The organism is Verrucomicrobiota bacterium, assembly GCA_039192515.1.
Taxonomy (GTDB): Bacteria; Verrucomicrobiota; Verrucomicrobiia; order Methylacidiphilales; family JBCCWR01; genus JBCCWR01.
This window is the reverse complement of sequence record JBCCXA010000100.1, coordinates 1-2,115: the sequence shown is the minus strand read 5'-3', so window position 1 is coordinate 2,115 and position 2,115 is coordinate 1. Positions and strand designations below refer to the sequence as shown.

3 protein-coding genes are annotated in these 2,115 nt (G+C 41.5%); 1 reads left to right on the top strand and 2 read right to left on the bottom strand.

Annotation, left to right across the window (positions count from 1 at the left end):
* The coding region (rlmN, locus tag AAGA18_16190) for a 23S rRNA (adenine(2503)-C(2))-methyltransferase RlmN (GenBank protein ID MEM9446881.1) at nt 1–731 on the bottom strand (731 nt) is incomplete at its 3' end.
* A 105-nt stretch (nt 732–836) separates the two neighbouring features.
* Here rlmN and AAGA18_16185 point away from each other — a divergent pair.
* On the top strand, nt 837–1,256 hold the full coding sequence (locus tag AAGA18_16185) for a hypothetical protein (GenBank protein MEM9446880.1): 420 nt from the start codon (nt 837–839) through the stop codon (nt 1,254–1,256).
* On the opposite strand, the gene AAGA18_16180 is transcribed toward AAGA18_16185, so the two are convergent.
* The gene (locus AAGA18_16180; GenBank protein ID MEM9446879.1) at nt 1,253–1,978 is read right to left on the bottom strand and encodes a tetratricopeptide repeat protein; all 726 of its coding nucleotides are present in this window, start codon (nt 1,976–1,978) and stop codon (nt 1,253–1,255) included. The two genes, AAGA18_16185 and AAGA18_16180, sit on opposite strands and share 4 nt — an antisense overlap.
* Nucleotides 1,979–2,115: the final 137 nt, after the last annotated feature.

Genomic DNA, 2,115 nt, shown 5'->3' with positions numbered 1-2,115 from the left:
TCTAACGGGCTTTTTAGATTAATAGGCATTACTTTAGAGCGGGTATCGTTGACAGCGCTATGAAGCGAGATAGCCAAGTTAAACTTGACGCTGTCATCGGCCATTTTCTTTATCAATTTAGGGATGCCCACAGTGGATAAGGTGATGCGTTTTGGTGATATACCCAGTCCCTTTGGATTGGTAATTTTATCGATGGAGTCTATTACATTATGGTAATTTAGCAGGGGTTCGCCCATACCCATGAACACAATATTTGTTAGCGGCCGGTTGAAGAAGCTTTCACTCTGCTCTTTAATGGCCACAACCTGATCGTATATTTCATCGGGATTTAGGTTACGCATTCTCTTGAGCCTTGCTGTGGCGCAAAAATGGCAATCCAGGCTACAACCTACCTGAGAAGATATGCAGGCGGTGATTCGCTTATCCGTAGGTATAAGCACAGACTCTACAGTAGCCCCGTCAAAGAGCTTCACAGCATTTTTAATGGTACCATCCTCACTCCGTTGCATTTCATCAACGGCGATATGATTAATCACAAATTCAGCCTTCAATTTCTCACGTGTTTCCAGAGAGATGTTGGTCATTTGGTCGAAATCCTTGGCCGACTTTTTCCACAGCCACTCGTACACCTGTTTGGCTCTAAAGCCCTTATCGCCAATAGCAAGGAAGTATTCTGTAAGTTGCTCTAGGCTCAGTTGACGGATGTCTCTTTTGGCTATTATTTCTGTCATTTGGCAAACTTACAAAGGTTCAGGGTGATGCTATCGGTTCAAAGCGATAGCATCACTATTAAATTTGACTAATAAAAATTATTATTGTCTCAGAATTAATGGCATATGGAATATCCAGTTGTGTTGAAAACGGATGATGAGAGAATAGAATGCGGCGAGGCCTGTGATAAGATCGAGTCCTTTTTGTCTGGGCAAGGTGAGAAGTTGACCGCTGAGGCTTTCATTAAATTCATGAAGAGTATCACCTACAGTTCAAATGAAATAGAGTGTGCCACGCTTCAGGAAGTGTATAAAGAGCTTGCACGTATAGGATTCTGTCTCAATATTAACATGGAAGGAGAAAACCGCTACGAGATATCCAGGCGGATGATGTCGAGCATGTGGATTATCATGCACGTTAAGCTTATGACGGAGTACATTCGTTCCAGAGGCGAAAGTGATCTACTTGATTATGTGGCCTCCTGGCTTAAAATTATTAGCGAAGGGCAGGCGATTAGTTTTAGCGATGTAGAAAAATATATTTAGTCAAGTTCTTCGAGAATGTCTTGCGCCCGATCGTAGTAATAATCCTCTGATAGCCCTTCTAACATCTTAACTGCCTGCTCTTTTTGACCTTGCTTTAAGTATAGCATAGCTAAATACCACTTTGCCTCTTCCTTGTAAAGGGTATTGGGCGTCGAATATTCCTTTCTGAGCGCCTGTTCAGCTTCTTCATACTGATCCAGGTTTATATGACAATTGCCAATAAGCAAAAGCCTTTTTGGGCTTTCCAGGTTCAAAAAAAGCGAAAGTGCTTTAGGATAATCTTCTTGATAATAAGCAGATAAGGCCATTTGCATAGAGTCTTGTTCTTCACCTCTTAGTAATGGACCGCCTTCATAAGGCGTATAGTATTGAGCATATAGTTCTTGCACATTTCTGGGCTTATTGGTAATTACCCAAATGAAAACGGTAGTCGCTATGGTAAAAGCAGCTGCTATGCCGTATCTCAGCAATGAAGGAAATCCCGAGCTTGTCGGATGGGTCTTTTCATTTTTGAAATCAGCATAAAGTGACTTCAACTCATTTTTGACTTCATTCTTTTTGTAAGCCCTTAAATGACCCAACAAGCTCTGATGTTGATCATAGTATGCTTTAAACTCACCTGACTCTTGTAGCCTTTTTTTAAATTCTAACTGTTCAAATTCCGATAACTCCTGGTCAATCGCTTTTTCAATGAGGTCAATATCATATGCTTCCAGCGCCACTATACAGATTCTTTCAGGGTTTCATGCGCAAAGGAGGTGAACTTTTTGAAGCACCTGGACTTCGTGGTTTTCGCGACGTCGGCGTTATTGAGTCCCATCAACTCGGCAATTTCGGTCATACTTATCTTATCTACATA

Coding starts and splice junctions, on each gene's coding strand:
- AAGA18_16185 (MEM9446880.1), top strand. CDS start 837: ATGGAATATCCAGTTGTGTTGAAAACGGATGATGAGAGAATAGAATGC.